Below are 25,370 nucleotides of genomic sequence, written 5' to 3'. Positions count from 1 at the left end.
GCGCGTAAACTTTTAGAGAGCTAAAGATTCTCTTTTTATTTAGAACTATGTTTCACGTGAAACATGGGTATCAGGACATAAAAAATGGGACCGAAGTCCCATTATCACTGCCTGATTGTTTCACGTGAAACACTACTATTTGAGAAAGCCATCGTAAGTCGTCTTGCATATCAGCGCAACAACCACACCAAGGAACATCTTGCGAACAAACGAGGCACCATGTTTTATTGCCAAATGACTACCTAAAATAGAACCGCCAACACCGCATACGGCCATCGTCAAACCCAGCATCCAGAGTACGTGACCACTATAACCAAACCAGATAAGTGCCGCAGTATTGCAGGCAACATTCAATACCTTGGCTGCCGCAGAGGCACGCAGGAAGTCATAACCAAAGATACGCACAAACAAAAACATGAAGAAGCTGCCTGTGCCAGGCCCAAAGAAACCATCGTAAAACCCTATGCCTGCGCCCACCAGCATCGCCATATAGGTTTCTTTTATACCCGAGAACACAGGTTTATTGTCAGCACCAAACTCTTTCTTCTTGAAGGTATAGATAGCCACAGCCACCAGGATAAAGGGCAAAGCTTTGCGCAAATAGGTGGGCGGAATATGTGTCACAAGGAAAGCCCCTGCAAAGGAAAAGGCAAACGCCATGAATGCGGCTGGTGCCACCATGCTCCAGCGCAGGCTGACTGTCTTCATATAGCGAGTCGCTGCAACTGTCGTTCCCCAGATACCTGCCATCTTATTGGTCCCCAGCAGAGTGGCAGGAGCAGTTCCTGGCATGAAAGAAAACAAGGCGGGAACCTGTATCAAGCCACCGCCACCGACGATGGAATCAACAAAACCAGCAAAGAAGGCAGCCAGGGCTAAAAGAAAAATATCCATATTGAGCGTATTTGATTTGTGATTGGGGCCTGCATGTTGCCTCAAGAGAATATCTTGAATAGCAAACATGGCACAGATAACTTATACAGAAGCACGCTGTAGGCAACAAGGTACAGGCCATGCCATAACAGTTGCAGTGCGGCTTTGCCGGTTTGACTGCCCGCGACAAATCAGACAAGATGCAAATCCGGTGTAATAAATCTGTCGCTAGTTTGTCTCTCGCAAGGATCAACGCAATGAAGATTTCTCTGTCTCTGATGTTTGCAGCATGTATCTTATTCAGCACCAGCAGTAAGGCGCAAACTGAAATCGAGATTCCCTTATGGCAAAACGGTGCGCCCGGTCTGCAACATCAGCAAGCAGAGGCAGCAGAAGACAGGCGTGAAACTGGCCGTCTCGACAGATACCTCAGCTATGTCAGCAAACCTACCCTGACCATTTATCCGGCTCCAGCGGACAAGTCCACTGGTACTGCGGTACTGGTCGTGCCGGGTGGTGGCTTCCGTTATATCTGCATAGACAAGGAAGGTATAGAAGCAGCACACTGGCTGAATGCCCAGGGCATCACCGCAGCCGTACTGAAATACCGAACCCTCGCACCAGATACCGAGCGTAACTGGAAAGCCATACAGCCCCTGACAGCAGACGCCAGCCGCGCCATGCGGCTACTGCGGCAACATGCAGCGGATTGGAAAATCGACAGCAAGAAGATAGGTGTACTCGGTTTTTCTGCTGGCGGCATCATGGCCTTGCAACTATTGGCGGATCAGGACGAGGGTAGCGCTAGCGCTGCCGACGCCGCAGAAAAATTGAGCAATCGTGCAGACTTTATCGCCCTGGTATATACCGGCGTGCCTGGCGGGAAAATCCCAAAGGCAAGTAAGAACACCCCGCCCGTATTTATAGTCCATGCCTCGGACGATCCCAAAGCCCCGCCGGTGGTTGCCGCAAAAATCTATCAACAATTACTGGAAGGCGGTGCTCAGGCAGAACTGCATGCCTTTCGCCGTGGCGACCATGGCTTTGGCATGACACCCGCCAGCGGCAGCGTGCGCAACTGGACCAGCCTGTATGCCGACTGGATGCGAGATTTGAAACTACTGGATAAATAGAAAGCATCAGCATGTGCTAAGGTAGATATCCCTACAACTAGCTAAATGAAAATGAGATAAAGATGAATGACTTTGAATTCAGAACCGTCCCCAGCCTGATCAGCCAAACCGGTGCAGCAACGCGCCTGGGCAAAATCATACGCCAGGAATTTCCAGCGATTAGCCATGTACTGCTGGTGACCGATGCTGGTTTCCTGCGTACCGGCCTGGTCCAGCCTGTCATTGACAGCCTGGAAACGGAACAACTCAAAGTCAGTATTTTTTCCGACGTGATTGCTGACCCGCCAGAAGCCATAGTCTTGCAAGCCGTAGCCAATGCCCGCGACCTGCAAGTGGAACTGGTGGTTGGCCTCGGTGGTGGCAGCTCCATGGATGTAGCCAAACTCATCGCCATCCTGGCTGGCAGCGATCAAAGCCTGTCCACCATGTATGGCATAGGCAATGTCAAAGGCAAGCGCCTGCCATTGATACAAATCCCGACCACAGCTGGTACCGGGTCTGAAGTCACCCCTATCTCCATCGTCACCACAGGTGCGACCACCAAGATGGGTGTAGTCGCGCCACAGCTATATGCCGACATCGCCATCCTTGATGCGCAACTGACAACAGGCTTGCCAGCCAAGGTCACTGCTGCCACTGGCATAGATGCCATGGTGCATGCGATAGAAGCCTATACGACCAAACACAAAAAGAATCCGCTGTCCGACATGCTGGCAGTACAAGCCTTGAAATTACTCTGGAACAACATCGATGAAGCCTGCACCAATGGCAGCAATCTGGCGGCAAGGCAGGCCATGTTGCTGGGTGCCATGCTGGCAGGGCAGTCCTTTGCCAATGCACCCTGCGCAGCAGTGCATGCGCTGGCCTATCCGGTAGGCGGCATCTTCCATGTCCCGCATGGTTTGTCGAACTCCCTGGTCTTGCCGCACGTACTGCGCTTCAATGCCAGCCATGCGGCCGAACTGTATGCCGAGCTGGCAGCCATCATCGCGCCAGAAGCCATGGGCACTGCAGAGCAGCGTTGCCACGCCATGATCAAGGCCATGGAAGACCTGGCGGTGCGGGTAGGCATAGAAACCCGCCTGAGCCAGGTAGGCATCACCGAGAAAGACCTGGACCAGCTTGCCAGCGACGCCATGTTGCAGACACGCCTGCTGGGTAATAATCCACGTGAAGTGACGAAGGAAGATGCCAGGGCGATTTACGCAGCAGCTATGTAAGTAAAGGGTAAGTAGTTGAGGACGGTGCATGGAACAGTAACCATGCACCGCCTTGCAAGCCCTGGCACATCACATCTCCCCCAGCATCACGCAGATCTTGAGCAGCCTGAAGGACGATTCCAGACATGGTGAACTTTGCGCATGAAGTCTCCGGCAATTCCATACTGCCCATCATCATGGCTTGTGCGGCAACCCGCAATGCCGATGACTTCAGCCTGATTGCCCAAGGGATTTTGCGTGAAGTCTTGCCGCATGAAATGATGGTCTGCGGTATAGGTGGCGTTAGCCCGCAGGGCAACTATGTGCATAAGCTGTTGCAGTTCAATTGTCCGGTAGAGAGCTACCAATACTATCAATCCCTGCTCGACAGCAAGGGACGGGCACATAGCCCCCTGATGCAAAAATGGCGTGAAACCCAGGAACCTGTTTTCTTCCAGGCCGGGCGTGATGACCATGCAGTTCCTGCGGAGTGGCTGGCTTCATTCAGGAAGCAGAAAATGCATAACACCGTCGCCCACGGCATGCTGGACCTGAGCGGGCATTTCTCCAGTTATTTCATCTTCACAAATCTACCCTTTGAAGTCGGTCAACAACATGCTTACCTGCTGAGCCTGTTGACGCCTCATCTGCACCTGGCACTTGCCCATGCGCTGAGCAAGGTAGAAGAATTCCCCATCAAGCCCGGTATCAGCAACAAGACCCTCAGTGAGCGGCAAAGAGAAATCCTGCACTGGCTGCATGAAGGCAAGACCAACTGGGAAATCGCCACCATCCTCGAGCTCACCGAAGTCAACGTCAAATACCATATCGACCAGATCTTCGCCAAACTGGATGTACGCAGCCGCGTACATGCCGTCGCCAAAGCCTATGAACTGGGCTTGCTGTTGACATCACATAAAAGCTGACTCAACACCCCTCAGAACCTGTTCACGATCTGTCGCGAGCGTCAGCGGGGTGAGGGTAACAAAAGCGCAGCGCAAAAAGCGGAATGTACTTAAGTGCATGAGCATTTTGAGCAGCGCATGAGCCCCGATCACGCTCGCGCAGTAAGATCGTGAACCGGTTCTCAGCCACTATCTGAACGGATAGTGGTGCTCCTGCCAACTTGCTCCTACCCTGTTTTTTCCTGCGCACCAAAGCACGGGACTACATAAAAACACCACAGGAGACAACACCATGCAACACCGCACACTCATCCGGGTGCTCATTGCCATGAGCCTCAGCTTTATCGCCTGCGCCAGCCAAGCCGCCTGCCTCGACAATGTGGTACTGGTACACGGCAATGCCGGTTCACCGTCGGACTGGAATGCCACCGTCAGCACCCTCAAAAGCCAGGGTTATACCGATGCCCAGCTGTACCGCCCCAACTGGGGCTCCAAAACCAATCCTGCCATCAATGATCATGGCGCGGCCAACACCAATCCCGTCAAGGCCTCCATGCAAGCCGCCAAAGCAGCCTCTTGCACCGGCAGGATAGATGTCATCGGCCATTCCATGGGTGTGACGCTGGCGATGAAAGCCATCAATGAACTGGCGTATTCAACATCCGTCAATTCCTTTATCGGCATTGCCGGTGCCCAGCATGGCCTGGAGTCATGCGGCCTCTACCCTTTCAATATCATGACACCGACCTGCGGCAGCAATGGTCTGTCCATAGACAGTCCCCTGATACTGTCAGTCAAAAATAAACGCTATGGCAGCAAAATGTATTCGATCAAAAGCTACATAGATGAAGTCGTATGCATAGGCAGTTGCTACGTCTACGGTTCGCATACAAGCAATATTGACGGGCAAAATGCGACTTACGATTTCTGGCTGGGACATTTTGGTTTGAAGGATTACACCACCAATACCCAGGCCAGCCTGGTGCTTCAATAACCACCCTCGTCACAATAACTACATCAGGAGAAGTCCCATGCATAATAAAACCGGCTTGTTCATATCATCCATGCACAATGCTGTTGCACGGGCTTTTTCCAAATCGGGACAGACTCAAGCCATGAAAAAAATCCTGCTCTTGCTCAGCCTGCTTGCCCTGGCCAGCCTGGTATCAATAAACTGGATGGCATTGCCCTCAGACAGCGCCAGCCCTGCGCCGGTAGTCGCTACGCATGGACGCAGTGACAACGCTGCCGTAGCACCCCAGGCGGCGCGCACATTGGGTCAGTTCACCGGATTGTGGGGAAATACAAACAGCACTTCAATACCTGCAGATAAAGCAGATCCGTTTGACTTGCTGTGGGTACGCGCCCTGTCACCTGCCGACCAGCTTGAAGGAAAAGAAGATGCTCAAGATCAATTGCGAAAACTCGCGCAGGACAATCCACACTACCTGAAAAAACTGGTGGCGCTATACGGCAGTGAAACACCTGCCGCCAGCAAGGAACTCATCATCACTTTGCTGGCAAGTATACCCAGCGCAGAAACACTGACATTAGCCAGACGACTTGCCAGCAGCCCGGATGCCGGACAACGCAAAGCAGCTTTATCCATGCTCGGCAACCTGAATGTCAATCTGCAAGAAGAGCGCGAACTCATACTGTTGTCGCTGAATAACCAACAAACACCGGCAGTCACCCTGCAGGCACTAGCAGCACTGAAAGCACCTGCACCAGCAGGGATTGACGCGCCAGGTAAGCCAGGTGACAACAGCATGCCAGGCAATGCCGATACCAAAACAACTGCCGCCGTCATCAGGCAACTACAAAGCCTGACTGAAAATCCAGATGCCACAGTCAGAAGCCGCAGCATTTCACAACTCGCGCAATGGGATAAAAACGACAGCAGTCTCAATTACTTTTCCGCCGCCCTGAATGATCAAATCCCGGAAGTGCGCCAGGCAGCCATCTTTGCGCTTGCGCAGTCAGGTGCCAATGCGGAAACAGTGAAACGGCTGCTGACCAGCCTCATCAACAGTGCCAGTGAAAACACGATAATCAAAACAAGTGCACGGCAAGTGTTGGAAAGGCTGACAGATAATAAGCACGTCGCCAATTAAATCTTCTTAAATCTTCAAGAAAAGAAAAAGCCCCGGGAATTTCTTCACGGGGCTTTTTTGCTGCTGGCAATTCAAAACTTTCATCCAGCCTTGGCCTTGCCATTGCGTTCCACATAAGCCATCAATTCACCCACGATGCCACGGCGGAAAGCCAGTACGCAGACGATGAAGATCAGGCCAGTAACGATGGTGACAGAGTCCCCTATCGTGCGGAACCATTCTATCGTCGTCACGTTCGCCAGCAGGTTGCCCAGGTCGCCGAGTTTGTTTTCCAGCGCGATGATGATGATGGCACCAACTATCGGGCCTACCAGCGTGCCCAGACCGCCCACCAGGGTCATCAGCACCACCAGGCCAGACATGGACCAGTGTACGTCCGTCAGCGTCTCAAAACCCAGTACCAGGGTTTTGGTGGCACCAGCCAGGCCAGCCAGTGCAGCTGACAAAACGAAGGCCATCAGTTTATAACGGTCTACGTCATAACCCAGCGAAATGGCGCGTGGCTCGTTTTCCTTGACGGCTTTCAAGACCTGACCAAAAGGAGAATGTACGGTGCGCATGACCAGGGCAAAACCGGCGATCGCAATTGCCAGCACAAAGTAATACAAGGTCAGGTCAGAACCCAGGTCCACCATACCCAGTAGTTTGCCACGTGGCACACCTTGCAAACCATCTTCGCCACCGGTGAACTTCGCTTGCAGGAAAACGAAGTAGAGCATCTGCGCCAGGGCCAGCGTGATCATGGTGAAGTAGATACCCTGGCGGCGTATCGCCAGTGCACCCATCACCAGGCCTATCAGGGCTGCTGCCCCTACTCCCAGCAAGATCCCCAACTCGGTCGGCAAACCGGCATCACGCAAAGCCCAGCCTGCGATATAACCGGCAGCACCAAAGAAGGCAGCATGGCCAAAGGACAGCAAACCGGTAAAACCGATGAGCAAATTAAAGGCACAGGCAAACAGGGCGAAGCACAAGAGCTTCATCAGGAACACCGGATAGACGATAAACGGTGCCGCCAGTAACAGGGCAAAAGCAATGCCGTAACTGATTTTCTTATTCATGGTGGCTCCGTTCATTTTTCTTTACCGAACAAACCGGCAGGGCGGATCATCAGGACAATCGCCATGACGATGAACACAACAGTCGCCGACAGCTCAGGATAAAACACCCGCGTCAGGCCTTCGATAATGCCCAGGCCCAGGCCTGTCAAAATCGACCCCAGGATAGAGCCCATGCCACCAATCACCACCACCGCAAACACCGTGATAATCAGGTTGGAACCCATCAGCGGCGACACCTGTATGACAGGCGCTGCCAGCACGCCGGCAAAGGCAGCCAATGCCACACCGAAGCCATAAGTCAACGTCACCATCAGCGGCACATTGACACCAAAGGCTTCGACCAGCTTGGGGTTTTCAGTACCGGCACGCAGGTAGGCACCGAGCTTGGTTTTTTCGATAACGAACCAGGTAGCAAAGCACACCACCAGCGAGGCCACCACCACCCAGGCACGGTAATTAGGCAAGATCATGAAGCCAAGATTGGTCGCCCCTGTCAGCGCATCAGGTACCTGATAAGGCTGGCCAGACACGCCATACACTGAGCGGAATACACCTTCCAGCATCAGCGTAATACCAAAGGTCAGCAGCAAGCCATACAGATGATCAAGCTTGTACAGCCAGCGCAGCATGGTCTTTTCTATGATGATGCCAAACAGGCCCACCAGCAAAGGCGCAGCAAGCAGCATGACCCAGTAATTGATACCAAAATAATTCATGCCCATCCATGCAAGGAAGGCACCCATCATATACAGGGCACCATGGGCAAAGTTAATCACATTGAGCAAGCCGAATATCACGGCCAACCCCAGAGACAGCATCGCGTAAAACGAGCCGTTGACCAAGCCCAGCAAAAGCTGGCTTAGCATCGCTTGCAGCGGAATACCAAATATTTCCATGGCACGCTAAATAAAAAATGGATGGAAAGGTGAAGACCTCTCAACACAGACACACAGAGTCACAGAGAAAATCAGGAGAAAATCATTTCTTTCTGCCTACTCCCTAAGTACTTCTTCTGCGAAAAATCTAGAGTTGAATGACTTCAATTTTGCAAACGTGAAGGTCGCGACAAAGTCCGCGACCTTACCCGTAAAACAAGAGCAATGCTGAAATTCAATTATCGGGATGCAGAGCAAGGCGCAAAACGTAGCAATACGAAAGTATTGCGAGGCTTTGCAACGCCGCTATGCGCCCGAGAATTGGATTTCACTTCCAGAGGGAACATTTGGATTCGGATTTAGTGGTAAATGCCTGTTCACCCGGAATAGTCTGCGCCACTTTGTAATAATCCCAAGGCTCTTTCGACTCGGCGCTGGTTTTCACCTGCATGAGGTACATGTCATGGATCATGCTGCCGTCGCCACGGATGTAACCGTTCTTGGCATACATGTCATTGACCTTGGCAGCCTTCAGTTTTTCCATGACCTTGGTCGTGTCATCCGTACCTGCTGCCTTGACGGCATTCAGGTAAGTCAGGGTCGCAGAGTAATCAGCCGCTTGCAGGCTGGAAGGCATTTTCTTCATTTTTTCGAAATAGCGACGTGACCATTTGCGCGCTTCTTCATTCTGGTTCCAGTACCAGCTATCGGTCAGGTACATGCCGTTAGTGGCATTCAGACCCAGGGAATGGATGTCATTGATAAACATCAGCAAACCAGCCAGTTTCATGGTCTTGGTGACGCCAAATTCATTGGCTGCTTTAATCGCATTGATGGTGTCGCCGCCAGCATTTGCCAGGCCCAGGATTTGTGCCTTGGAAGCTTGTGCCTGCAACAGGAAAGAAGAGAAATCAGATGCCGACAAAGGATGCTTGACCGAACCTGCGACTGTGCCGCCATTGGCTTTGACGACGTTGGCAGTGTCACTTTCCAGCGAAGCACCAAAGGCATAATCAGCAGTCAGGAAATACCAGCTTTTGCCACCTTGCTTGACAACGGCAGAACCCGTGCCTTTTGCCAGCGCTACGGTATCGTAGGCATAGTGAATTGTGCTTGGTGTGCATTCTTCATTGGTCAGGCGGGCAGAGCCGGCTCCGATGGAGATAAAGATGCGCTTCTTTTCAGCCGCCACTTTGGACATGGACAAGGCTGTACCTGAATTGGTGCCGCCAATCAGCATGTCTACGCCATCGCGATCAAACCATTCACGCGCGCGGCTGGCGGCAATATCGGCCTTGTTTTGATGGTCAGCTGTGACCAGCTCGATTTTTTTGCCCAGTACCGTGCCGCCAAAATCGGCAATCGCCATCTTGATGGCTTCTGCACCACCCTGACCATCGATATCAGAATACAGGCCGGAAATATCGGTGATGAAACCGATCTTGACCGTGTCACCAGATACTTGCGCATTTGCATTCAGCGCAAAACCAGCGAGTGCGGCGGAAACTGCGAGACTTGCTACTTTTAATTTCGTGAATGTTGCTTTCATGCGTCTTCTCCAATCATATTTTTATTCAACCCTGCTTCACCAAGACAGCGAGGCAGTTACCTTACAGATATACATCCTACACACCCAACAACTCATTCAAGACCGGCATTTTTTCCTGCAATTGCGCAGACGCAAAACTCTCGACGATCTGCCCATGCTCCATGACATAAAACCTGTCCGCCAGCGGAGCAGCAAAGCGGAAATTCTGTTCCACCATGACGATGGTATAACCCTTGGATTTCAGCATCGTGATCATGCGCGCCAAAGCCTGCACGATGACGGGTGCCAGGCCTTCGGAAATTTCATCGAGCAGTAACAAACGGGCACCGGTGCGCAAGATACGAGCTACCGCCAGCATTTGTTGTTCACCACCGGACAGGCGTGTGCCCTGACTGTTTTTACGCTCAGCCAGATTGGGGAACATCTCATAAATCTCGGCCACCGACATGCCCTTGTTATCTTTCGATACCGAGGGCGGCAACATCAGGTTTTCTTCTGTGGACAAGGAGGAAAATATCCCCCGCTCTTCCGGGCAATAACCCACACCCAGATGCGCCACTTTATGGGTAGGCAGATGGATAGCTTCTTGCCCATTGATCTTGATCGACCCCTTACGTGCACCAGTCAGGCCAACGATGGCGCGCATCGTCGTCGTGCGCCCGGCACCATTGCGACCGAGTATGGTCACCACTTCACCCTGATTCACTTTGAGGTTCACATCATGCAGGATATGCGATTCACCATACCAGGCTTGCAGGCCGGTAATTTCCAGCGCCGGGCTGGTATTTGCATTCGTATTTGTAGCACTCATGCATGCGCCCCTTCCAGTTCACCACTGGTACTGCCCATATAGGCTTCCATGACTTTGGGATTGGTGGAGACTTCCTGGTAAGTACCTTCGGCCAGCATGGCACCGCGCTGCAAGACAGATATCTTGTCGCAAATACCCGACACCACGTTCATATTATGTTCCACCATGAGGATAGTGCGGCCGGCCGACACCTTCTTGATCAACTCGGTCACGCGGTGCACATCTTCATGGCCCATGCCCTGCGTAGGTTCATCGAGCAACATCATTTCTGGTTCCATGGCCAGGGTGGTGGCGATTTCCAGGGCGCGCTTGCGGCCATAGGGCAGATCGACAGTCACGGTGTCGGCAAAGGAAGTCAGGTCAACTTCGGCCAGCAATTCCATGGCACGGGCATTGAGCTGGTTCAGCGACTGTTCGCTTTTCCAGAAATGGAAGGATGTGCCCAGTTTTCTTTGCAGGCCTATGCGCACGTTCTCCATCACCGTCAGGTGCGGGAACACCGCCGAGATCTGGAATGAACGTATGATGCCCTGCCGTGCGATCTGGGCTGGTTTGGCCGAGGTAATATCGCGGCCATTGAACAGGATTTGTCCCGAAGTCGGGACAAGAAATTTGGTTAGTAAATTGAAACAGGTGGTCTTGCCGGCACCGTTAGGGCCGATCAGGGCGTGGATATGCCCACGCTGTACCTGCAAATTCACATCGCTTACAGCTGTGAAGCCCTTGAACTCTTTGGTCAAGCGCTTAGTCTCCAGGATGACGTCGGTCATCTCTTCTCCTTATTGTCTGGCTTATGGTTATTACTCCAACGCGACAACACTTCCTTTATTTTTTGGAAGTTTTTATATTAGCTTTTTATAATACCCAGCAAACCGATTTCTAAACAATACGGTATAACTACCATAAGTAATTCCACGCAGAAAAATTCCTTCCTGTACTGACTCAATTTTCATCCGTTCAGCTTGCCAATATACTCCTGGCCGCCTTCTCTGCAATCATCACAGTAGGTGAGTTGGTATTACCTGAGGTTATAGTCGGCATAATAGAAGCATCAGCCACGCGCAGGCCAATTATGCCTATTACGCGTAAAGCGCTGTCGACTACTGCCTCAGTATCATCCACTCTTCCCATTTTGCAAGTGCCTACCGGATGGAAGATCGTCGTGCCTATATCCCCTGCTGCTTTGGCCAATTCTTCTTCAGTCTGGAACTGTGCCCCCGGCTTCATTTCTTCAGGCTGGTATTTTTGCAAGGATGGCGCAGCAACTATCTTGCGTGTCAGTGTCAGGGAGGCCGCTGCTATTTTGCGGTCTTCTGCCGTCGTCAGGTAATTGGGCACAATCTTCGGTGCTGCGGCGGCATCATTGCTGGCAATGCGCACATGACCACGCGAAGTAGGGCGCAGATTGCAAACACTGGCGGTGAACGCCGGGAAATCATGCAAAGGGTCACCAAATTTCTCCAGTGACAAAGGCTGTACATGGTATTGCAGATTCGGTGTAGTCTGACTGGCATCCGAACGGGTAAATGCCCCCAGTTGCGACGGTGCCATCGACATCGGGCCACTCTGGAACATGGCATATTCCAACCCTATGCGCGCCTTGCCTATCAGGCTGTTAGCCATCTTGTTGAGCGTTTTGGCACCAGTGATTTTGAACGCAGAACGTATCTGCAAATGGTCTTGCAAATTGCCGCCGACGCCAGGCAATTCATGCACCACATCAACCCCTACCTGTTGCAAATGTGCCGCATCTCCTATACCGGATAATTGCAAAATCTGTGGTGAGCCTATGGCACCTGCTGCCAATACGGTTTCCTTCACAGATTCGGCAAACCAGCTGCGACCACCGCCTATGAATTCCACGCCCGTGCAGCGCTTGCCTTGTTCATCATTCCTGATGACCAGTTTTTGGACCTGGCAACCCGTCATGATGGTCAGGTTGGGCCTGCTTGCTGCTGGCTTCAGAAAAGCCTTGGAAGCATTCCAGCGCACACCACGTTTTTGATTCACATCGAAATAGCCACAGCCTTCATTATTGCCACGGTTAAAATCATTACTGTTAGGGATACCGACTTCGGCTGCTGCATTGCGGAAGGCATCCAGGATTTCCCAGGACAACCTTTGTTTTTCCACCCGCCATTCACCGCCCTTGCCGTGGAATTCTGCATCATCGCCGTGATGGTCTTCGCTCTTCTTGAACAGTGGCAAGACATGCTCCCAGCGCCAGCTATCGTCACCTGTCAGTTCTGCCCATTGCTGGTAATCCCTTTCCTGGCCACGCATGTAAATCATGCCATTGATGGATGAACTGCCGCCCAGCACCTTGCCACGCGGATAAATCAGGCTACGGCCATTCAGACCAGCCTCCGCCTCGGTACGGAACATCCAGTCTGTGCGCGGATTATTGATGCAGTACAGGTAACCAACGGGGATATGTATCCATACATAATCATCCTTGCCACCCGCTTCTATCAGCAAAACCCTGTTATCAGGATTCTTGCTGAGGCGGTTCGCCAATACACAACCTGCAGTACCGGCACCGACGACGATGTAATCAAACTGTCCTGCTGCTTCCATACCGTTTTTCCTTGTTCCTGATTAATCTTGCATTTCCGCGATTAGTGCAGCCATCAGCTCTGCCACGCTCATATCCCTGGTCGCTGCCATGCCCTGCCCGGCCCACATGGACATCAGTTCAGTATTCGCTGCCTTGGCAGCCGCTGCGCGTATGGAACCCGTCAGTGCGTTCTGTATCGGATAGGCAGGTACTTTGTCAGCCACTGCATCCATGGTTTGCATGAAATGATTGTTGAGACCGCGTGCAATACGGCCAGAAAAAGCGCGGGTCTGGCGTGTCGTATCGCTGCTGCTTTCCAGCAGACGTTGTTTATAGGCAGGGTGAATGGCTGATTCCTTCGTCGCCAGGAATGCCGTGCCCATCTGCACCATCTGCGCGCCCGCCTGCAGTACTTGTTTGATCTGCCTGCCATCCATGATGCCGCCAGCAGCGATAACCGGTACCTGCATATGTGGCTTGCAGGCTTCCAGCAAGGCAGACAGGCCCAGAGTGGAATCTTTTTGTGCGCCGATGAACGTCCCGCGGTGACCACCCGCCTCCACCCCTTGCAGGCAAACCGCATCCGCCCCCATGGCTTGCCAGACGATGGCTTCCTGAAGATTGGTGGCAGTACCAACCACTTTTATTCCCGCATCATGCAGGCGCTGCAACTGGCTGCCGTGCAGCACATCAAAGGTAAAGCTGGCGACTGCAGGGCGTGCTGTGATCAGGGCATCGAGCTGTGCTTCAAAATCTTCACACCAGCGGGTTGGCGTCGGCAGGGTATCCCAGCCCAGTTCTTCGCAGATCGGTTGCAGCAAGAGCTTGGCGGCTTCCAGTGCGGCAAAATCGACTTGTGGGCGGGTTTGCACGAATAGGTTAATAGCGAAAGGTTTGTCCGTCAGTCTTCTGATGTGTTCAGCCTGCTCTATGATGGCTAGCGGAGTCAGCAAGGGAGCGGCCAGGGAGCCCAGGCCGCCTGCATTTGACACTGCGGCCACCAGTTCCGGGGTGGTGGCGCCACCAGCCATGGGGGCTTGGATGATGGGGTAGGGGCAGAGGGTTGGCAGGCTGGGCATTTAGGGCTCCGGGTTTATTTAAGTGAGTTGTTGGAAACAGGTAAATCAGGCTTTCATCAATTGTCGTGTTTGTACGCTAACTCATTTACTCACTTCTGTCACTGTATTGCGATTGCAGGTCGGGGGTAGCCCGACAGCTACTCACTTTTCTTGTCTCGCCAAGAAAAGTAAGCCAAAGAAGGCGACCCAGGCGTAGCCGCCCCTGCGGGGTTCCCGTTTATGCAGTACAAAAAATGGGAAATGCCCGAAACTCGCTGCGCTCAAACACGTGCATTTCTTAATCCATTTTCTGTACTACACAAACGGCGTCTACACATGGGAACTACAAAAGTCAAAAACAGCAGCAACCCCAAAACCCCGGTTGATTGACCACTCTCAACGACATTATCGTAACGGTTGCATTGACGTTGCAGTTGCCGTTGTTTTTGAATCTGTTCTTGACCTTAATCCGCTTGGGACGATGTAATTTGTGCTTCACGGAAAATGGATCAGAAAGCTTCGTTGTTTGAGCGGAGCGAGTTTCGAAGCTTTCCCATTTTTTGTGACGCACAAATTATGCTGAAGCGTAGCGTAAGCACCCGAAGGGCGAGTCTGCGGTCGTCTTTCTTTGATTCCTTTCTTTGGCGAAGCAAAGAAAGGAATTCGGCCGCCGGGCCGAGACCCGGCTTGTGTCCACAGAGGGCAATCTCTTTAATAAAGATTCAAGCATGCAACGAACGCCGCTGTACTCCTGCCTTCGCAGAAGCGACGACAATCTGATTGCCGTTTATCGACAGAACCCCATCCTCATCCCAACCTTCTCCTTGAAGGAGAAGGAGCAAGCACGCCACCGCTACTTCGCCACCGGCATCGTAAACTCCGCCCCTTTATCTATGCTATCCGGCCACCTCTGCATGATGGATTTATAGCGCGTATAAAAGCGTATGCCCTCTTCGCCATAGGCATGCACATCGCCAAACAAGGAGCGCTTCCAGCCGCCGAAAGAATGCCAGGCCATGGGGACGGGGATAGGTACATTGATGCCCACCATGCCGACCTGGATGCGGCGGGAAAATTCGCGGGCTGTGTTGCCATCCGAGGTAAACAATGACACGCCATTACCAAATTCATGGCGGTTGATGAGCTCAACAGCGGATGCAAAATCCGGGACGCGGACTACGCACAGAACCGGGCCAAAAATTTCTTCGCGATGTATTTTCATGCCCTCTTTGACATGGTCAAACAGGCAGCCGCCGAGGAAAAAACCGGACTCATGACCAGGGACTTTAAGGCCACGGCCATCGACCAGCAATTGCGCACCTTCGGTTATGCCTTCAGCGATATAAGACTCGATTTTTGCCTTGTGCTGGGCTGTCACGACCGGGCCCATTTCGGCATCAGATTCCATGCCGTTCTTGATCTTCAAAGCTTCCACTCTGGGTACCAGGGCTGCTACCAGTTTGTCGGCCACATTGCCAACGGCAACAGCCACCGAAATCGCCATGCAGCGTTCACCGGCAGAACCGTAAGCCGCACCCATCAGGGCATCGACAGCTTGTTCGAGGTTGGCGTCGGGCATGACGACCAGGTGGTTTTTTGCACCGCCCAGAGCCTGCACGCGCTTGCCCATGCGGGTGCCTTCGCTGTAGATGTATTCAGCGATAGGGGTGGAGCCTACGAAAGAAATCGCCGACACATCAGGATGCTGCAACAAGGCATCGACCGCCACTTTATCGCCCTGCACGACATTGAAAACACCATCCGGCAAACCAGCTTTTTTAAGCAAGTCAGCTATCAGCAAAGAGCAGGAAGGATCGCGTTCAGACGGCTTCAGGATGAAGGTATTGCCAGTCGCAATCGCCAGCGGTGCCATCCACATAGGCACCATGAAGGGGAAGTTGAAAGGCGTGATGCCAGCAGTCACACCCAGCGGTTGGCGCAGATTGTAATTGTCTATGCCGCCGCCGATATTGTCCGAGAATTGCGACTTCAGCAGTTGTGGCATACCGCAGGCAAATTCGACGATTTCTATGCCGCGCGTGACTTCGCCCATGGCATCTGACAAAACCTTGCCATGTTCACGGGTAATCAGGGTTGCCATTTCCTTGTGATGCTGGTCCAGCAATTCCTTGAACTTGAACATCACACGGGCACGTTTCAGCGGCGCAGTTTCTGCCCAGGCCGGCGCGGCAGCCTTGGCGGCGGCGATGACGGCATGTACTTCCGCAATGCTGGCGAGGGCAACACTGCCTGTCACTTCGCCAGTAGCAGGGTTGAATACATCTTGCTGGCGGCCACTGGCAGAAGCATAGGCCTGGCCATTCATATAATGCGCGATTGTGGATGTCATAAGTAAACCTTAGAGATAATGTGAAGTTTTTTCTGCGGTGACACAGAGATTAATTCACTCGCCCTGGTTAATCCAATGAGTTATTATCAATAGCAATATAAGGATTTCTGATAATGGACTTGATACAACTACGCGCCTTTGTCGCCGTGGCGAAAGAAGGCAATTTGACACGGGCAGCAGAACAATTGCATGTGACCCAGCCCGCCGTCAGCCTGCAAATCAAGTCCTTGCAAGATGCCTTGCAATTAAGTTTATTCACACGTAGCGCCAGTGGCATGCGCCTCTCCAACGATGGTGCCAAACTCTTGCCTTACGCAGAAAAAGTCATTGCCAGCATGGCTGAATTTCGCCAGGCCGCCCATAGTATGCACAGCACCATTTCTGGTGAACTGGCGATAGGCACCATACTTGACCCTGAGTTCACCCGTCTCGGTCTATTTTTGAAGCGTCTGGTCGAGACTTATCCACAGTTATCCACAAAATTGCAGCAAGGCATGTCTGGTACAGTCTTGCAGCAAATTCGCGCCGGTACCCTGGATGTGGGCTTTTATCTCGGGCAACCGCCCGACGATGGTAAAACGCCTTGCCACAGCCAGGTGCTGACACCATTTACCTATCGCGTCGTGGCACCCAAGGGTTGGAAAAACCGGGTTGCAGGCCAAGGCTGGGCCAGCCTGGCCAAATTGCCATGGTTGTGGACGCCGGCAGAATCAGCACATCACCGGCTGCTCAGCCAGATCTTCGCCGGGCTAGGAATTATGCCCAACAAGGTTGCCCTGGTAGACCAGGAGCCGACCATGCTGGATCTGGTGAAGTCTGGCGTAGGTCTGAGCCTGATCCGCGATTCCATTGCCATACGCGAGGCCCATGCACACGGGCTGGTGATCGCTGACGCCGTCAGTATTACTACAGAACTAAGTTTTATCTGCCAGGAAAAACGCCAGCATGAAGCCATGATCGCAGCGAGTTTTGCCTTGTTGAAAACAATCTGGGTATAGATTGCAACCCGCACTGTCTCCTCAGCCGCACACCTGAGTTCAAAACAAGAAAATATCTGCCTTTATTGGAAATTCAGCGGTATATTTCCAGCACTTATTTATTTCGGAAACAAAGTTCGTGAAATTCTTGCTATCCAGTTTGCTTGTATCTCTGGCCACCGTTCCTGCATTTTGCCATGCAGAAACGATCAAACTGCTTATCCAGGAATATGCACCTTTCACCCATACCGATCTCAAAAGCGGCGAAATCCAGGGTGCGCTGACCGAAAAGATACAAGAAATCCTCAAGCGCGCAGGTGACAATTACAGCATCAGCAGCACGTCTCTGGCCCGTGGCCTTAATTCCACGCTGAATGACGACAATACCTGTTTGTTCGGTTTTCGCCGTACACCTGAGCGTGAGAATTCGTATAAATGGGTAGGCCCACTGGTCACCGACAATTGGGTCTTATATGCCCGCAAAACCGAAACGCGGGTATTGAAAAGTTTTGAAGACGCCAAACCTTATTCCATAGGCTCTTACAAAAATGCAGCCACAGGTTTGCAACTCAGCGAACAAGGCTACAAAATAGAATTTGCGAGCCAGGACGAAGATAATCCGCGCCTGCTGGTGAATGGCAGGTTGAATTACTGGATAGTTTCAGAGTCACATGGCATGCTCATTGCCCAACAACAAGGATTTGGCAATGACATTGCGCGTGCCATCAAATGGAAAAGCATAGAATTGAATATGTTATGCAATGTCCGCATGGATAAGCAGCGTATAGAGCTGTACAACAAAATCAATAAAGAACTGGATAACGACGGTACCATGGAAAAAATCATGCGCAAATACGGGATCAGATAATGGCCAGATCAACCAAGGCCGCCTATGCCGTAAACCGCCTGCGCGAGCGCAGCAATGCACCTTACTCCATGGTAAGCCTGGCCGATGGGCGTTTTTCACTGACCCTGGCCAATCTGGAACAGCCAGATGAATTGCCAGCCAGCGTCAGCGATGCCATGGAAATGGATGAATTTGTCGCCTATGTGAATAACTTGCAAAAACTGGCTCCAAAAAAAGCCAGCAAACTGGATGTCGCCTTTGAGAAAAAACTGGCAGCGGCCAAGCAAAAATAGTAGGCAATACAACAAATCATCATTAATATTTACGCAAAATTGCTCCAGCAGATAAATGCGGAAGCTGCAATGCAGCCGCAGCTGTTTTGCGTTTATTGTCACATAAGGAAAACCGAATGAAATACAAATGTCTTAGCGCCCTGCTCGCCAGCACTCTGTTCACTGGCATTTTGTCCATCTCACCAGCCCAGGCGCAAGCGCCTGACAGCGTGGTCATCAGCAGGCTGACTAAAATCGATGAAAAAGTTGGCACAGGCAAAGAAGCGCTTGCAGGTAATACCGTCTATGTACATTACACAGGCTGGCTACACGACCCTTTCGCCAACCGCGAACGCGGTGCCAAGTTTGACAGCTCGGTAGGTCAGCAGGCTTTTTCCTTTTCCATAGGCTCAGGCCGTGTCATCAAGGGTTGGGAACAAGGTGTTGCAGGAATGAAGGTAGGCGGCAAGCGCACCCTGATCATTCCGCCAGAACTGGGCTATGGTGCAGCAGGAGCAGGCAACGGCATGATACCGCCGAATTCCTATCTGATTTTTGATATTGAATTACTGGATGTGAGATAAATTCAGATGTCTCTGGCCAAAGCCTTCAGCTCAACTGCCTGGCTTTGATTTCCTGGACATCTGTCCAGATGGATTCATAAGAATAGATGGCGTAAAAGAAGATGGAAATCGCCAGCACTGTCGCCATGGTGCCTGCATAAAACAGCAGGCTAAGACCAGCAGGGAAAATATATTGATACCAACCCAGCAGACTGGCGGCGACCATGGCAAAAAAAGACAGATTAATCAAGCGGCGGCTTTTACGCATGGTGCCCAAAGCAAATAAGACCAGCACCAGCAAAGACAAAGAAAAATTGAGTAAACCCGCCACAGACTTGCCTTTCTTGCTTAATATTAAATCAATAATCTACTATATCAAATTCAATCCTGTTTGCCATTGCACTAATGGCTAAAATTGTAACCAGACGTCAGCATCAGGCTGAAAATTTTTCATTCTGCATTTTTCTGATCTTCATCCATGAGGCTCAGATGCATCAGGAATTTTTATGACATATCTGCTTGCACTAGACCAGGGTACTTCCAGTTCGCGCAGTATCATCTTCAATGAGCGTGGTGAATTAATCGCCAGCGCCCAGCAAGAGTTTCGCCAGATTTTCCCGCAGCCAGGCTGGGTAGAGCACGACGCCATGGAAATCTGGCAAAGCCAGTTTGCCACCTGCCAGCAAGTCATGGCCAAAGCCGGTTTACAGGCAAATGACATCGCCGCGCTGGGCATTACCAACCAGCGCGAAACCACGGTATTGTGGGACAGGAAGACTGGCCAGCCGCTCCACCATGCCATCGTCTGGCAAGACCGCCGCACCGAGGCTTATTGCGATGAATTGCGCCAGCAAGGCTATGCAGCACGCATACAGGCCAAGACTGGTCTGATACTTGACCCCTATTTTTCAGCTACCAAACTCAAGTGGTTGCTGGATAATATTCCCGACGCGCGCCGCCGCGCCCATGCCGGTGAACTGGCTTTCGGTACCATCGACAGCTGGCTGGCCTGGCAACTCAGTGAAGGCAGCTTGCACGTCACTGATGTCAGCAATGCCTCGCGCACCATGCTGTACAACATCCACGATAATAAATGGGATGAAGAATTACTGAGCTGGTTTGATATCCCCAAAGCCTTGCTGCCTGAAGTCTTGCCATCCAGCCACCAGTTCGGGCATAGCAAGCTGCTGGGTGCGGCCATCCCCATTGCCGGTATTGCCGGTGACCAGCAAGCAGCCTTGTTTGGCCAGGCCTGTTTTACACCGGGTATGGCAAAAAATACTTATGGCACGGGCTGCTTCATGCTCATGCATACTGGCGACCAGTGTCCCAGCTCTCAAAATGGTCTGATCAGCACGGCGGCCTGCCAGACTGATGGCCATGCCCAATATGCGCTGGAAGGTAGTGTCTTCATCGGCGGTGCGGTAGTGCAGTGGCTAAGAGATGGTTTGAAAGCCATACAGCATTCCACCGACGTAGAACAACTGGCAGCAACTGTGCCAGATTCTGGCGGTGTCGTCTTCGTCCCTTCTTTCACTGGCCTCGGCGCCCCTTACTGGGTGCCTTCGGCCAAGGGTGCCATCCTGGGCCTGAGCCGCGGCAGCACCGTGGCCCATATCGCCCGCGCTGCGCTGGAATCGATCGCCTTTCAAAGCACCGCCTTGCTGCAGGCCATGGTCAGGGATGCGGTTTTCCCCATCAGGGAACTGCGTGTCGATGGTGGTGCGGCAGCCAATAATATGCTGCTGCAATTCCAGGCTGATTTGCTGGGCATACCCGTGATACGTCCCAAAGTCACAGAAACCACGGCCCTGGGTGCAGCTTATCTGGCAGGTTTGGGAGCCGGTGTGTATAAGAGCATGGAAGAATGCGCAGCCCAGTGGCAAATGGAGACGCAATTTACACCAGCCATGAGCCGCGATGAAGCCGCCAGCTTGATGCAAAATTGGGAAATCGCCATAGGAAAAGTAAGATAATCCAGGCATGAGATACCCGCAACTAAGTGGCGACTCGTTCCACCATTTACATTACCAACAGGAGAATAAAAATGAAAATTATTAAATGGTCTGTCGGCATACCGATTATTGCGATAGCCCTGATACTGGCAATTGCTTATTCACTGCCAAATGAATACAAAGTCAGCCGCAGTATTTTGATACGTTCCACACCGGCCAAAATTTTTCCCTTGATCGCCACACCCAAGGAATGGAAAAACTGGTCAGTCTGGAACCAACGCGACCCAAATATGAAAATGGAATTTTCCGGTCCTGAATCAGGTAGAGACGCCGCCTGGGAATGGAAAAGTGAATCGCAAGGCAACGGCGGTATGAAACTCATCCACGCCAGTCCCTTCCGCGAAATCGACTATGAACTGCATTTTGAAGGTATGGGCAAACCATCAACCGGCAGTTTCTTGCTGGAAGCACAAGCAGAAGGCACGAAAATCACCTGGAAGATGGAAGGTAGCAGCGAAGGCAATTTCATGATGAAGCTATTTGCCCCATTTATGGATAAAATGGTGGGTCCTGATTTTGAAGCGGGCTTAAGCAATCTTAAAAAGTTCGCCGAGAAAAATTAATTGCACTTGTAGTCAAAACTACATTGCATCTTCTACCCGATTGCATCAATGAAACTCAAGTATGTCCTGATCCTGGCTTTGCAAATGCTGACTGCATTGCCAGCTTCCTCTGTTTTTGCTGCCTCAGCTGGCAATGCACCAGCCCCGGCAAGTGCATCCCCAGGTACGCAAGCTGTATTCGTGGTCGCACCAGAAGATTTGCCCAAGCAAAATTCTGGTGTACAGATAGACACACCCAAGCAAGCTGCCACTGAGAAAAGCAATAAGCCTGATGTACCCATCCTGGTATGGTCAGGCCCGGTTCCCCTGGCTGGTGGCCTGTGGATACTGGTCGCCTCCATGCCGGTACTGGCTTCCCTGTATTTTGCTTATCAGTTATTCATGTTTATCAAAGCCAGACGTCGCCGCTTATCCACAGAGCGGGGTAGTTGAACCGTATCTTTATAGATAAATCTGTTGATATTGTGAAAAAGCATGATCCTTCCGGGTTCATGCTTTTTTTTGTGGTTTTCTTATACGTTTTTCACATAATCTTCATCAATCTGTCACTTGCCTGTCACCTCTGCATCCTAAAGTCTTCCTTATCCAAAACATAAGCGGAGACCAGCATGTCCACCAAAGCCCTGATAGACAGCGCCGTTTTCAATTCCACCACATCTGGCCGCAAGGGCCTGGCAGACAAATTGTTTGCCCACTGGTTCAGCCGCCTCGTGTATGCCCAGATCTGGGAAGATCCACAAGCTGATCTGGATGCCCTGCAACTAAAACCAGGCGCGAATATCCTGACAATTTCTTCAGGTGGCTGCAACGCCCTGGCCTACTTATCTGCCGAACCAGCCGCAGTCCATGCCGTGGATTTGAATGCCGCTCACCTGGCCATGCTCAATATCAAGCAAACAGCCATCAGGCATTTGCCCGACTATGATGCAGTGCTGGCTTTTTTAGGTAATGCCGACAAGCCCGATAATCTGAAGCGCTATAAACGTCATATACGCATGCAATTGTCAGACGATGCCAGCAATTTCTGGGAAAGTCGCTCTTTGTCTGGCAAACCGCGTTACCATTATTTTACGAATCAGGCTTATCAGCATGGCTTGCTGGGTAATTTCATCGGCTTTGCCCATTTTTTTGTACGTCTGATGGGTGGCGACATGAGCAAACTCATGGAGGCTAAAAATCTGCAGGAGCAGGCGCAGTTATTTGAGCAATATGTCGCCCCGGTATTTGAGACCCGCTTATTCCGCCTCATCGCCAGCCAGCCATTGGCGCTGTATAGCCTGGGTATACCGCCGTCACAGTTTGCTGAATTAAAACATGAAGCCAAAGATGGCTTGCATCTGCTGTTCAAAGAAAGAATGCGCCATCTGGCCTGTGACTTTCCACTGGAAGAAAACTGTTTCGCCCAGCAGGCATTTGGCCGCCGTTATGACGCAAAAAAACAGGCAGCCCTACCCATGTATTTACAGCAAGAACATTTCCACACCCTGCGCCGCAATATAGACAGGCTGCATCCTCATCATCAAACCCTGACCGATTTTTTGCTGGGCCAGCCACGTGCTTCCATGGACGCCTATCTCTTCCTTGATGCCCAGGACTGGATGGATCAACAACAATTGACAACACTCTGGCAAGAAGTGAATCGCACTGCGGCACCGGGTGCCAAAGTGGTATTCCGTACAGGTGGTAGCGAGTCCCCACTGGAAGCCAAGTTGCCACAAGAAGTACTGGCTGCCTGGCATACCGACGTTGTGCATAACCGTGCACTGTACGCCACTGACCGTTCCGCCATCTATGGTGGCATGCACCTGTACACCAAAATTTAAGCGCCAAATTGCATACCTCATTACCGCCACGCGTGGTGGCAGATGCCCTGTGGCTGTTGACTGCACGTTCACGTGGTGGCCAGCACTGGCTCAATAATGCTACTTGTGATGTCAATGCCATAGAAATTGCCGGGCAAAGCCAGCCAGTCACTTTGCTGGATCAAAGCAGCTGGCAAGAAAGCTATGTCGCCAGCCCGCTTTCTACCTGGTTGCGTTATCCGCGCCAGGAAATACTGCGCCAGGTAGGTCCAAGATGGGAGCAGCCCATCAAACTGGGTAGTTGCGCCATCTTCGGGCCGCTCTCTGCCCTGTTCAAAGCCAGCAAACTGGACCAGGCAGCCATTATTGCCAACCATCTCGTCTCCACCAATCTGTACTCTGACTGGTCAGCAACAGAGATCAGCAAAACTACCGATAAGTTACTAGACACTTATCCACAGCGTCCGCTGATGATGCGTAATATCTGTCCACAGGTGAATCCCGAACTGACTGAAAGCCTGCTCAGCGCTGGCTGGCAGCTATTCCCAAGTCGCATGATTTATTTGTGCGATCCACAACAAGCCAGCGTCTGGAAACACAATCATGTCAAACAGGATGCCCGCTTGCTGGGCAATACTGAAGTAGAAGTGCTGACACACGAACATCTGCAAACGCAGGATATTGCCGTATTGCAGCAACTCTACCGCCAGCTCTTCATCGATAAGCACTCTTATCTTAATCCCAACTTCAGTGCCGCTTTCTTTGAGCTTTGCCTGGAAACCCAGTTCCTGGAAATGCACGCCCTGCGCTGGCAAGGCCGCCTGGTTGGAGTGCTAGGTATTTATACACATCCAGAGCACGGATGGCTGACTACACCCTTGATAGGTTATGACACCAACCTGCCAAAAGAGCTGGGTTTATACAGACGCCTGATGGCTTTATTACTTAAAACAGCCAAAGATAAAAAGCTGAAACTGCACTACAGCTCAGGTGCCAGCCAGTTCAAACGCGCCCGCGGCGGCCTTCCCCAGCTGGAATATACCGCTATCCATAACCGGCATTTATCCACAACTGCAGTGCAAAGTGCCGCGCTCTTTGGTCGTTTACTCACTACTTTTGCTCCAGCAATACTGAGAAAAGCTGATGGTATTTAAAACCTGACAGCAAAATTTTCATTGATTTATCTGTGGATAAGCCTATGCATATCCACAGGATGAACTGTGCAAAACCATACAAAGCTGTGGAAGAAGATTTTTTATCCCAAAACCGTCCTTTTTTCATACAGGACTTATCAGCACATCTATACATGAACTAAGTACTTGTTTCTGTGGATAAATTAGGACTTATCCACAAAATATCGCGACGTTAACTACTATTACTATGTATATATAAACTAAGTTATCTAATTAAACCCCTTTTGGAAAACCCTGGAAGTTTTTCCTGAAAGATCTGGTTTTGATTCAAATAAAAATGATTGATGCAGAAATTTGATATTTCAAAAAAAAAGAAGCTGGCAGCGTTCTTCATCTTTTATAAAAATTCTGGATTCCCAAAAAAAAGGCATTCATTTTTTATTGCAGACAAATTCAAGTGTTGAAAACTGCCTTGCTTCAAAAAATCTATCCTATGACTCTGCCAAAGATCGCCTCGGCATTCCTGTTTTCCTAAAAAAACTTCCCTTCAGAGCTATAAATCAGCCTTTTTTAGAAAAATCACGTCGAAAAACAACATTTTTCAAAAAAACTTTGTGGATAAGTCAGCTGATATCCACTGTATTCATTGTGCGTAACTCCAAATTTTCACATCTGCAAGTTTACTGTTCAGATTTTGTCCTGTGGATATACAG

24 protein-coding genes are annotated in these 25,370 nt (G+C 51.2%); 14 read left to right on the top strand and 10 right to left on the bottom strand.

The window, feature by feature from the left end; genetic code table 11:
* Positions 1-135: 135 nt before the first annotated feature.
* On the bottom strand, positions 136-894 hold the full coding sequence (locus AC07OI_RS03255) for a TSUP family transporter (protein WP_495256292.1): 759 nt from the start codon (positions 892-894) through the stop codon (positions 136-138).
* 236 nt (positions 895-1,130) lie between these two features.
* Here AC07OI_RS03255 and AC07OI_RS03250 point away from each other — a divergent pair, with 236 nt between their 5' ends.
* From AC07OI_RS03250 to AC07OI_RS03230, 5 genes are all read left to right on the top strand, one after another.
* Positions 1,131-2,006 carry an alpha/beta hydrolase gene (locus tag AC07OI_RS03250; RefSeq protein ID WP_495256291.1) on the top strand — a complete coding sequence of 292 codons (876 nt, stop codon included), beginning with the start codon at positions 1,131-1,133 and terminating at the stop codon, positions 2,004-2,006.
* Between the two features lie 62 nt (positions 2,007-2,068).
* A complete protein-coding gene (locus AC07OI_RS03245) occupies positions 2,069-3,226 on the top strand; it encodes an iron-containing alcohol dehydrogenase (protein ID WP_495256290.1) in 1,158 nt (385 codons plus the stop codon).
* A gap of 125 nt (positions 3,227-3,351) precedes the next feature.
* On the top strand, positions 3,352-4,131 hold the full coding sequence (locus AC07OI_RS03240) for a response regulator transcription factor (RefSeq protein WP_495256289.1): 780 nt from the start codon (positions 3,352-3,354) through the stop codon (positions 4,129-4,131).
* A 271-nt stretch (positions 4,132-4,402) separates the two neighbouring features.
* A complete protein-coding gene (locus AC07OI_RS03235) occupies positions 4,403-5,104 on the top strand; it encodes an alpha/beta hydrolase (protein ID WP_495256288.1) in 702 nt (233 codons plus the stop codon).
* Between the two features lie 37 nt (positions 5,105-5,141).
* Positions 5,142-6,224: a HEAT repeat domain-containing protein gene (locus tag AC07OI_RS03230; RefSeq protein WP_495256287.1), complete on the top strand. Its 1,083-nt coding sequence runs from the start codon at positions 5,142-5,144 to the stop codon at positions 6,222-6,224.
* An 80-nt stretch (positions 6,225-6,304) separates the two neighbouring features.
* On the opposite strand, the gene AC07OI_RS03225 is transcribed toward AC07OI_RS03230, so the two are convergent.
* The 8 genes from AC07OI_RS03225 to AC07OI_RS03190 form a co-directional block, all read right to left on the bottom strand.
* On the bottom strand, positions 6,305-7,285 hold the full coding sequence (locus tag AC07OI_RS03225; protein WP_495256286.1) for a branched-chain amino acid ABC transporter permease: 981 nt from the start codon (positions 7,283-7,285) through the stop codon (positions 6,305-6,307).
* An 11-nt stretch (positions 7,286-7,296) separates the two neighbouring features.
* Positions 7,297-8,181 (bottom strand): branched-chain amino acid ABC transporter permease, encoded by an 885-nt coding sequence (locus AC07OI_RS03220; protein ID WP_492707550.1) that lies wholly within the window; start codon positions 8,179-8,181, stop codon positions 7,297-7,299.
* A gap of 307 nt (positions 8,182-8,488) precedes the next feature.
* Positions 8,489-9,709, bottom strand: coding sequence for an ABC transporter substrate-binding protein (locus AC07OI_RS03215; RefSeq protein WP_492707552.1), 1,221 nt, complete (start codon positions 9,707-9,709; stop codon positions 8,489-8,491).
* A gap of 76 nt (positions 9,710-9,785) precedes the next feature.
* Positions 9,786-10,520 (bottom strand): ABC transporter ATP-binding protein, encoded by a 735-nt coding sequence (locus AC07OI_RS03210; protein ID WP_492707553.1) that lies wholly within the window; start codon positions 10,518-10,520, stop codon positions 9,786-9,788.
* Positions 10,517-11,290: an ABC transporter ATP-binding protein gene (locus tag AC07OI_RS03205; RefSeq protein ID WP_492707554.1), complete on the bottom strand. Its 774-nt coding sequence runs from the start codon at positions 11,288-11,290 to the stop codon at positions 10,517-10,519. The genes AC07OI_RS03210 and AC07OI_RS03205 overlap by 4 nt, the downstream gene beginning before the upstream one ends.
* 187 nt (positions 11,291-11,477) lie before the next feature.
* A complete protein-coding gene (locus AC07OI_RS03200; protein WP_495256285.1) occupies positions 11,478-13,097 on the bottom strand; it encodes a GMC family oxidoreductase in 1,620 nt (539 codons plus the stop codon).
* A gap of 21 nt (positions 13,098-13,118) precedes the next feature.
* Positions 13,119-14,156, bottom strand: coding sequence for an NAD(P)H-dependent flavin oxidoreductase (locus AC07OI_RS03195; protein ID WP_495256284.1), 1,038 nt, complete (start codon positions 14,154-14,156; stop codon positions 13,119-13,121).
* Positions 14,157-14,988: 832 nt separating this feature from the next.
* Positions 14,989-16,485 (bottom strand): CoA-acylating methylmalonate-semialdehyde dehydrogenase, encoded by a 1,497-nt coding sequence (locus AC07OI_RS03190; RefSeq protein WP_495256283.1) that lies wholly within the window; start codon positions 16,483-16,485, stop codon positions 14,989-14,991.
* Between the two features lie 113 nt (positions 16,486-16,598).
* Between AC07OI_RS03190 and AC07OI_RS03185 the strand changes: the two genes are divergently transcribed.
* The 4 genes from AC07OI_RS03185 (at position 16,599) to AC07OI_RS03170 (ending at position 19,165) form a co-directional block, all read left to right on the top strand.
* On the top strand, positions 16,599-17,483 hold the full coding sequence (locus AC07OI_RS03185; protein WP_492707562.1) for a LysR family transcriptional regulator: 885 nt from the start codon (positions 16,599-16,601) through the stop codon (positions 17,481-17,483).
* A 118-nt stretch (positions 17,484-17,601) separates the two neighbouring features.
* Complete coding sequence (locus tag AC07OI_RS03180) at positions 17,602-18,330, top strand: substrate-binding periplasmic protein (protein WP_492707563.1); 729 nt, start codon at positions 17,602-17,604, stop codon at positions 18,328-18,330.
* Positions 18,330-18,602, top strand: a complete 273-nt coding sequence (locus AC07OI_RS03175) for a hypothetical protein (protein ID WP_492707565.1) — start codon at positions 18,330-18,332, stop codon at positions 18,600-18,602. Before AC07OI_RS03180 ends, AC07OI_RS03175 begins: the two co-directional genes overlap by 1 nt.
* Before the next feature lie 116 nt (positions 18,603-18,718).
* Entirely contained in the window at positions 18,719-19,165 is a 447-nt protein-coding gene (locus AC07OI_RS03170; protein WP_492707567.1) for an FKBP-type peptidyl-prolyl cis-trans isomerase, read from the top strand.
* A gap of 25 nt (positions 19,166-19,190) precedes the next feature.
* On the opposite strand, the gene AC07OI_RS03165 is transcribed toward AC07OI_RS03170, so the two are convergent.
* Positions 19,191-19,475 (bottom strand): hypothetical protein, encoded by a 285-nt coding sequence (locus AC07OI_RS03165; protein WP_492707569.1) that lies wholly within the window; start codon positions 19,473-19,475, stop codon positions 19,191-19,193.
* Positions 19,476-19,650: 175 nt separating this feature from the next.
* Here AC07OI_RS03165 and glpK point away from each other — a divergent pair, with 175 nt between their 5' ends.
* The 5 genes from glpK to AC07OI_RS03140 all read left to right on the top strand — a co-directional run bounded on the left by glpK (position 19,651) and on the right by AC07OI_RS03140 (position 24,678).
* Positions 19,651-21,120 carry a glycerol kinase GlpK gene (gene glpK / locus AC07OI_RS03160; protein WP_495256282.1) on the top strand — a complete coding sequence of 490 codons (1,470 nt, stop codon included), beginning with the start codon at positions 19,651-19,653 and terminating at the stop codon, positions 21,118-21,120.
* A 71-nt stretch (positions 21,121-21,191) separates the two neighbouring features.
* Positions 21,192-21,722: an SRPBCC family protein gene (locus AC07OI_RS03155; RefSeq protein ID WP_495256281.1), complete on the top strand. Its 531-nt coding sequence runs from the start codon at positions 21,192-21,194 to the stop codon at positions 21,720-21,722.
* Positions 21,723-21,770: 48 nt separating this feature from the next.
* Entirely contained in the window at positions 21,771-22,154 is a 384-nt protein-coding gene (locus AC07OI_RS03150; RefSeq protein WP_495256280.1) for a hypothetical protein, read from the top strand.
* 176 nt (positions 22,155-22,330) lie between these two features.
* On the top strand, positions 22,331-23,545 hold the full coding sequence (locus AC07OI_RS03145; RefSeq protein ID WP_495256279.1) for a BtaA family protein: 1,215 nt from the start codon (positions 22,331-22,333) through the stop codon (positions 23,543-23,545).
* 8 nt (positions 23,546-23,553) lie between these two features.
* Entirely contained in the window at positions 23,554-24,678 is a 1,125-nt protein-coding gene (locus AC07OI_RS03140) for a hypothetical protein (RefSeq protein WP_495256278.1), read from the top strand.
* The last annotated feature ends 692 nt before the right edge of the window (positions 24,679-25,370 follow it).

Source organism: Undibacterium sp. GW821-FHT07F11, assembly GCF_059418665.1.
Note: the sequence above shows the minus strand (reverse complement) of the source record. Positions and strands in the feature narration are given on the sequence as shown.

Coding starts and splice junctions, on each gene's coding strand:
- AC07OI_RS03170 (WP_492707567.1), top strand. CDS start 18,719: ATGAAATACAAATGTCTTAGCGCCCTGCTCGCCAGCACTCTGTTCACT.
- AC07OI_RS03245 (WP_495256290.1), top strand. CDS start 2,069: ATGAATGACTTTGAATTCAGAACCGTCCCCAGCCTGATCAGCCAAACC.
- AC07OI_RS03145 (WP_495256279.1), top strand. CDS start 22,331: ATGTCCACCAAAGCCCTGATAGACAGCGCCGTTTTCAATTCCACCACA.
- AC07OI_RS03190 (WP_495256283.1), bottom strand. CDS start 16,485: ATGACATCCACAATCGCGCATTATATGAATGGCCAGGCCTATGCTTCT.
- AC07OI_RS03255 (WP_495256292.1), bottom strand. CDS start 894: ATGGATATTTTTCTTTTAGCCCTGGCTGCCTTCTTTGCTGGTTTTGTT.
- AC07OI_RS03210 (WP_492707553.1), bottom strand. CDS start 10,520: ATGAGTGCTACAAATACGAATGCAAATACCAGCCCGGCGCTGGAAATT.
- AC07OI_RS03155 (WP_495256281.1), top strand. CDS start 21,192: ATGAAAATTATTAAATGGTCTGTCGGCATACCGATTATTGCGATAGCC.
- AC07OI_RS03235 (WP_495256288.1), top strand. CDS start 4,403: ATGCAACACCGCACACTCATCCGGGTGCTCATTGCCATGAGCCTCAGC.
- AC07OI_RS03215 (WP_492707552.1), bottom strand. CDS start 9,709: ATGAAAGCAACATTCACGAAATTAAAAGTAGCAAGTCTCGCAGTTTCC.
- AC07OI_RS03250 (WP_495256291.1), top strand. CDS start 1,131: ATGAAGATTTCTCTGTCTCTGATGTTTGCAGCATGTATCTTATTCAGC.
- AC07OI_RS03185 (WP_492707562.1), top strand. CDS start 16,599: ATGGACTTGATACAACTACGCGCCTTTGTCGCCGTGGCGAAAGAAGGC.
- AC07OI_RS03175 (WP_492707565.1), top strand. CDS start 18,330: ATGGCCAGATCAACCAAGGCCGCCTATGCCGTAAACCGCCTGCGCGAG.
- AC07OI_RS03195 (WP_495256284.1), bottom strand. CDS start 14,156: ATGCCCAGCCTGCCAACCCTCTGCCCCTACCCCATCATCCAAGCCCCC.
- AC07OI_RS03230 (WP_495256287.1), top strand. CDS start 5,142: ATGCATAATAAAACCGGCTTGTTCATATCATCCATGCACAATGCTGTT.
- AC07OI_RS03240 (WP_495256289.1), top strand. CDS start 3,352: ATGGTGAACTTTGCGCATGAAGTCTCCGGCAATTCCATACTGCCCATC.
- AC07OI_RS03150 (WP_495256280.1), top strand. CDS start 21,771: ATGAAACTCAAGTATGTCCTGATCCTGGCTTTGCAAATGCTGACTGCA.
- AC07OI_RS03225 (WP_495256286.1), bottom strand. CDS start 7,285: ATGAATAAGAAAATCAGTTACGGCATTGCTTTTGCCCTGTTACTGGCG.
- AC07OI_RS03220 (WP_492707550.1), bottom strand. CDS start 8,181: ATGGAAATATTTGGTATTCCGCTGCAAGCGATGCTAAGCCAGCTTTTG.
- AC07OI_RS03205 (WP_492707554.1), bottom strand. CDS start 11,290: ATGACCGACGTCATCCTGGAGACTAAGCGCTTGACCAAAGAGTTCAAG.
- glpK (WP_495256282.1), top strand. CDS start 19,651: ATGACATATCTGCTTGCACTAGACCAGGGTACTTCCAGTTCGCGCAGT.
- AC07OI_RS03200 (WP_495256285.1), bottom strand. CDS start 13,097: ATGGAAGCAGCAGGACAGTTTGATTACATCGTCGTCGGTGCCGGTACT.